Here is a 6136-nt window from a genome sequence, read left to right as displayed (position 1 = left end):
CTCCCGGTGCGGGCGCCCGGCGCGGCGCCGCCCCCGCCGGGCACCCCCGCGGCGCGCGGGGGGCGCCCCCCCCCCCCCCCCCCCCCCCCCCCCGCCACGCGGGTCGCGGCCTTTCCCTTTTTACCTATCCGAATGCCACGCGCACAATTCGCGCGGGGCTTCGTTTCGACACCGGACACTCATTCTGATGCGTCGCGCGTTGGTTATCGCACCGAACTGGATCGGTGACGCATTGATGGCGCAGCCGCTGTTTGCGCGCCTCGTTAAATTGCATCCGCGCATCGTCATCGACGCGGTCGCGCCCTCGTGGGTCGCGCCCGTACTTGAACGCATGCCGGAAATCCGCGACGTCTACGCCACCGATCTCGCGCACGGCAAGCTGCAAATGCTGCGCCGCTGGCAGTTGGCGAGCGACCTGCGCGACGTGGGCTACGACGCCGCCTACGTGCTGCCGAACTCGCTCAAGTCGGCGCTGATTCCGTGGATGGCGGGGATCAGGCTGCGCATCGGCTACACCGGCGAAAGCCGCTATGGCCTGTTGAACGTGCGCCACGCGAATCCGCGCAAGGACGAGCGCCCGCCCATGGTGGGCCAGTACGCCGCCCTCGCCTACGCGCCCGGCGCCAAGTTGCCCGACGACCTGCCGATGCCCCGCCTCGACGCGGACCTGAACGAAGCGTCGCGCGTCTCGGCGCGCTTCAATCTGGATACGCGCGTGCCGCTGCTGGTGTTCTGTCCGGGCGCCGAATACGGCCCCGCCAAGCGCTGGCCGCCCGAGCACTTCGCGGCGCTTGCGCAGATGGTGGGTCAGTCGTTCCCCTACACGCAGATCGTCGCGCTCGGTTCGCCGAAAGATGCGCCGCTCGCGCAGGCTATCGCCGAGAAAGCGCCTAACGTGCGCAACCTGTGCGGCCAGACCGCGCTGGGCGAAGCATGCGCGCTGATTTCGCGCGCCAATGCGGTCGTCACCAACGACTCCGGGCTGATGCACGTGGCCGCCGCGCTGCGCCGGCCGCTGGTAGCCGTGTACGGTTCGACCGATCCGCGCCACACGCCGCCCTTGTCCGAGCTTGCGAAGGTACAATGGCTTCATCTCGAATGCAGCCCCTGTTTTGAGCGCGAGTGTCCGCTCGGTCATCTGAACTGCCTGAAGCAGTTGAGCGCCGAGCAGGTATTTGGCGATTTGCGCGGCATGTTGCTGGCGCAACGCTAAACGCCGCTGATACTTGCACGCAACACCGCACGCCCCTGAGCGCGTCGCGTCATGTTCGCGCCTTGCGGCGCGGGCATTCTGGCGCTCGGGTGCGATTGTCCGGTTCCGGGCTGTCCCGCTGACCGCTGCCTTGCAACCGCGCGCCGCGCACAAGAGACTGACGAGCCATGCCACGTTTTGCCCATATCTTCGAAGCCGCCGCCGATACGCTGAACGCCTATTACCAGGCCGTCGCCGAGGTGAATATCGACAGCTTGATGGGTCTGTGGATCGATGAAGAGTTCGTCAGTTGCATCTGCGCCGACGGTTCCCACCTGCACGGCCTCGACAGCATTCGCGCCGGCTTGCAGGTCCAGCTCGAAGCCGCGCCCGTTTCCATCGAACCGCTCGACATCCGCGTCTACGACAGCCTCGGCACCGTGGTCTACGCGATTGCCGAAGCGCACCGCCCGGCCGATCCGAAGGCCACGCCCGCCATGGTGTTCACCACTTACGTGATGGTCCACGAACGCGGCGAATGGCGCATCGCGCATATTCACGCGAGTCCTATGCCCAATGAGGCCGCCAGCCAGTTCGCCACGAAAATGCGGCATGGCCAGGGGTCGCTGCACTGACGCGCACCGCGCGTTTTACTTTTCGCGTTTTGAAGCAGGTATGAGCACGCCCCGCAGGCAGTCCCCGGCACCGACGGAAGTCCCCTCGCGCAATTCGGGAACGGCGCACGACAAATCCGCTTCTTCCGGCACCGCGCGCGCCGCGGCCGCGGTCGAGGCTGCCGTTGACGCCGCGGTCGAGGCCACCGTCGAACTGCTCTACCGTGCGCCGCTCTGGCTGCCGAACCGGCACGCGCAGACTATCGTCCCGTCCTTGTTCGCACGCCGCCCCGCGGTCTCGTTTCGACGCGAGCGCTGGGACACGCCCGACGGCGACTTCATCGATCTCGACTGGGTGGAGCACGACGCGCAGGCCCGATCAGCGCTCGCGCCCGGTGCTGCGCGTCGGGTTCCCGCCGACACCGCCCCGCTCTTCGTGCTGTTTCACGGTCTGGAAGGCAGTTCGGGTTCGCACTACGCCGCCTCGTTGATGGCGGCCGCGCGCGAGTGCGGCTGGCACGGCGTCGTGCCGCACTTTCGCAGTTGCAGCGGACCGCTGAACCGGATGCCGCGCTTCTACCATCTCGCCGACAGCAACGAAGTCGACTGGATTCTGCGGCGTTTGCGCGCCGCGCATCGCGGGCCGGTCGTTGCGGCCGGCGTGTCGCTTGGCGGCAATGTGCTGCTGCGCTGGCTCGGTGAGCGGCGCGAAGACGCGGCGTCGGTGATCTCAGCCGCCGCGGCGATTTCGGCGCCCATCGACGTGCATGCCGGCGGCCGCGCGTTGTCGCAGGGCTTCGGGCTCGTCTACACGCGCAGCTTCCTGAAAACGCTCAAGCAGAAGGCCGAGCAGAAGCTGGTCCAGTTTCCGGGCCTGTTCGACCGTGACGCAATGCTGGCGAGCCGCACCATGTACGAGTTCGACAACGTGGTGACCGCGCCGCTGCACGGCTTTCGCAATACCGATGAGTACTGGAGCACGGCGACCACGCGCCCGTTGCTGCCGCATATTCAGGTGCCGACGCTGGTGCTGAATGCGCGCAACGACCCGTTCCTGCCGGCTGAAGCATTGCCGTCGCGGCATGAAGTGTCGGCGGCGGTGGAACTCGACCAACCCAGGCACGGCGGCCACGCCGGCTTTATGACCGGGCCGTTCCCGGGCCGCATCGACTGGCTGTCGCGGCGCGTGTTCGGCTATCTGGAGCGGCACCTCGATCATGGATGACATCGTCAAGCAGGCCTTGGCCAAGTGGCCAAACGTACCGAGTTGCACCGGGTGGCTGATGCTGGATAGGCGCGGCAACTGGCGCATGCGCGACGAGGCCGCCCAAGCAAGCGGAACGCCCGGCACGCCGATTCGCCACGAAGCGTTGCTCGGGTTCATCAACCGCAATTACGCCGCCGACGAGCAAGGGCAGTGGTTCTTCCAGAATGGCCCGCAGCGTGTGTATGTCGAACTGGGCTATACGCCGTGGGTGGTGAGGTTGTCGGCCGATGCCGGCGGCGCGCTCGCATTGCAGGATCAGGCCGGCGGCGCTTTCGAGCCCGCAGCCGTGTTCGTGGATGAAGAAGGCGGGATTCTGTTCATCGACGGCTCAGCGCCACCGAAAGTCGCTGTCTTGCACGATCATGATCTGGAGGTATTCTCCGATCATGCGACGTTGGCGGATGACTCGATGAGCGGCGAGTTTCGCTGGAACAATCAGGTCGTGTTGCCGTTGCAGGCTGTAAGGCGGGGCGATGTCGCCGGGCGCTTCGGGTTCGTGCCGAGTCCGGCCGCCTCAGCCGCTTAAGCACCCTACCGGCTCGCGCCGCAGCTGATTCCTGCGAGCGAGGCCGGATCAACGCGGCGAAGCTCAAGCAAGATCTAACTCTTTTCGTCCAGCCGCTCCTCCTTATAGCGGCTTTCCATCTCATGCAGTCGCGCGTCGACGGTTGCGAGGTCGTAGTAGCCAATCGCCTTCAGATCGCGCGCGTCCTTCAACTGGCGGATCGCAGAAGGCCACGCGCCCTCCAGCGCGAACTTCTCAGCCATCGCGCGATGCTGCGTCAACGCATCGCCCGTGCCGGCACTGGCCTGCGCGAGGTACAGCCACCAGGCAGGCTGATCGGGCTGGGCCCGCGTCTCTTTCTGCGCGAGCGCCTGGGCATCGGCAAAGCGGTGCAACGTCAGCAAGGTGCGGATATGCATGTCGATCGCGGCGTTCGACTGCGGCCAGCGTTTCTGCGCGAACTCGGCCAGGCGAGCAGCCTCGTCGTCGCGCCCGGCACGCCGCGCGATGTCGGCGGCCAACACGTCGAGGCTCGGCGAACTCCGCGCAACTCCGCCCTCGGCCCGCTCGCCTGCCGCGAACGTGGCGCGACACGACGCCAAGGACGCCAGCGCGTCGTCGTAACGCTCGAGCAGCATCTGCCCATACGCAATGCCGTACCAGTTCGCCGCCACGTTGACCGCCGTGCGGTCCTCGATCTCGGAGCGCAAGCGCGAAATCTCATCCCCGTACTCGCTGCGCGACTGGTCTTGCAGCAAACGCGAGCGAGCGCGCACAAAACCGTACTCGGCCGATTGATGCGGTTGCCGGTAAGGCGCGCGGCGCGCACGGTCTTCCATGTCGGCGATCCGTTCGCCGGTCAGCGGATGAGTCCGCGCGTAGGCCGGCACGCCGGTGTCGCTCATTGCGGCGCGATCGAGGCGGCCGAAGAAGGTCGTCATTGCGTAGGGATCGTAGCCGGCACCGGCGAGCAGCAGAAAACCGACGCGATCCGCCTCGTGTTCGGCTGAACGCGAGAAACGCAACTGGTTGTCGACCGCATACGCCTGACCGCCGATCGCGATCGCGCTGCCCAGATCGCCACTATGCGCGAGCACGCCGGCGAGCACGCCGAACAAGAGGCCGGCGAGCGCCGCGTAGGTGCTGCGTTCGCCGGCCGTGATCATGCGCGAAATATGGCGCTGCAAGACGTGTCCCATTTCGTGGCCCAACACCGACGCGAGTTCGGATTCGGTCTGCGTCGCCACAATGAGGCCGGTGTTCACGCCGATAAAGCCGCCCGGCAGCGAGAAGGCGTTGATCTGCGTGTCGCGCACCGCGAACAGATCGAAGTCTGGACGATACCCGCCGATGTAGAGCGCGCTCGCCGCCGCGGCAAGTTTCGCGGCGACTGAGTTCAGGTAGTCGCGCACCAGCCAGTCGTCGAGATAGTCGGGGTCGCGGCGCAGTTCACGCATCACGCGCTCGCCGAGCTTGCGTTCAGCCTGCGGCGTGAGCGAGCCTGAACCACCGTTGCCGAGATCGGGCAATTGCTGCGTGACGATCGGCGCCCGCCAGTTGGTGTTCGCACCGGAATTGCCGGACAAGCGGCTCCGCGCCCCGCCGTACACGCCGAACACGCCTTGCGCGATATCGGACGGAATGAGCGGATCGCCGTAGACATCGGCCGGGCCGCTGACCAGCGGCGGCTCGTCGGATAGCGTGCTGGGCGCCAAGCCCGAAACAACCTGAGATTGCGCAAACGCGCCCGGCGCCGTCGCCAGCGCGACAGACAGCAACGCAGCAAGGAACCGTTTCGGACGCATCACGAGGTCGATATGACGAGGTCGAAAAACGAAGCCGCCGCTCGGACTAAGTTAGCGGGCATAGAACGATTGTAATCAGTCGCCACGCGAGTTCGGGTGATTCACGTCATGGTGACTCGCGTGGACCTGGCGCTCCCAACCGCTCGCTGCGCGGCATAATCCACATGAGTGTCGCCGATGACGCCCTTGCGCATCGGCCCGCACAAACGCGCTGCTGCCGCCGCCGGGCTGCGCCGCTGCTATGATAGGCGCCCTCTGAAGGAGCCCAACCATGCCTGAACTCACTCATTTCGACGCCGCCGGCCACGCGCATATGGTGGACGTCGGCGGCAAGCAGGAGACCAAGCGCATTGCGGTTGCGCGCGGCTCGATTCGCATGCTGCCGGAGACGTTCGCCCTGATCCGCGACGGCAACGCCAAGAAAGGCGACGTGATCGGTATCGCGCGAATCGCCGCGATTCAAGGTTCGAAGCGCACCGCCGATCTGATCCCGCTCTGTCATCCGCTCGCGCTGACGCGCGTGAAGGTGGATTTCGAACTCGATGAAGCGCTGCCGGGCGTGCATTGCACGGTTCAGGTCGAAACGCTTGGGCGAACGGGCGTGGAGATGGAAGCGCTGACTGCCGTGCAGGTCGGGCTGCTGACGGTGTACGACATGTGCAAGGCGGTGGATCGGGGGATGACGATTACTGACGTGCGTGTGCTGGAGAAGCACGGCGGGAAGTCGGGGGATTGGGTGGCGGGGAGTTGACG

Annotated in this window: 6 protein-coding genes; 5 read left to right on the top strand and 1 reads right to left on the bottom strand. The window is 66.3% G+C overall.

What is annotated here, in order from left to right; translation table 11 throughout:
• Positions 1-187 precede the first annotated feature (187 nt).
• The 4 genes from waaF to P0D70_RS36000 all read left to right on the top strand — a co-directional run bounded on the left by waaF (position 188) and on the right by P0D70_RS36000 (position 3599).
• The gene (gene waaF / locus P0D70_RS36015; RefSeq protein WP_091799373.1) at positions 188-1213 is read left to right on the top strand and encodes a lipopolysaccharide heptosyltransferase II; all 1026 of its coding nucleotides are present in this window, start codon (positions 188-190) and stop codon (positions 1211-1213) included.
• Between the two features lie 167 nt (positions 1214-1380).
• Positions 1381-1827, top strand: coding sequence for a nuclear transport factor 2 family protein (locus P0D70_RS36010; RefSeq protein ID WP_091799370.1), 447 nt, complete (start codon positions 1381-1383; stop codon positions 1825-1827).
• A 40-nt stretch (positions 1828-1867) separates the two neighbouring features.
• Positions 1868-3031, top strand: a complete 1164-nt coding sequence (locus P0D70_RS36005; RefSeq protein ID WP_408188022.1) for a YheT family hydrolase — start codon at positions 1868-1870, stop codon at positions 3029-3031.
• Positions 3024-3599: a DUF2946 family protein gene (locus P0D70_RS36000; protein ID WP_408188021.1), complete on the top strand. Its 576-nt coding sequence runs from the start codon at positions 3024-3026 to the stop codon at positions 3597-3599. The genes P0D70_RS36005 and P0D70_RS36000 overlap by 8 nt, the downstream gene beginning before the upstream one ends.
• Before the next feature lie 74 nt (positions 3600-3673).
• On the opposite strand, the gene P0D70_RS35995 is transcribed toward P0D70_RS36000, so the two are convergent.
• Entirely contained in the window at positions 3674-5383 is a 1710-nt protein-coding gene (locus P0D70_RS35995) for a M48 family metalloprotease (protein WP_408188020.1), read from the bottom strand.
• A 271-nt stretch (positions 5384-5654) separates the two neighbouring features.
• On the opposite strand from P0D70_RS35995, the gene moaC reads away from it, so the two are divergent.
• The gene (gene moaC, locus P0D70_RS35990) at positions 5655-6134 is read left to right on the top strand and encodes a cyclic pyranopterin monophosphate synthase MoaC (RefSeq protein WP_408188019.1); all 480 of its coding nucleotides are present in this window, start codon (positions 5655-5657) and stop codon (positions 6132-6134) included.
• Positions 6135-6136: the final 2 nt, after the last annotated feature.

It is taken from the genome of Paraburkholderia sp. RL17-381-BIF-C, assembly GCF_046026435.1.
Lineage (GTDB): Bacteria > Pseudomonadota > Gammaproteobacteria > Burkholderiales > Burkholderiaceae > Paraburkholderia.
This window is presented reverse-complemented; position numbering and strand designations above follow the sequence as displayed.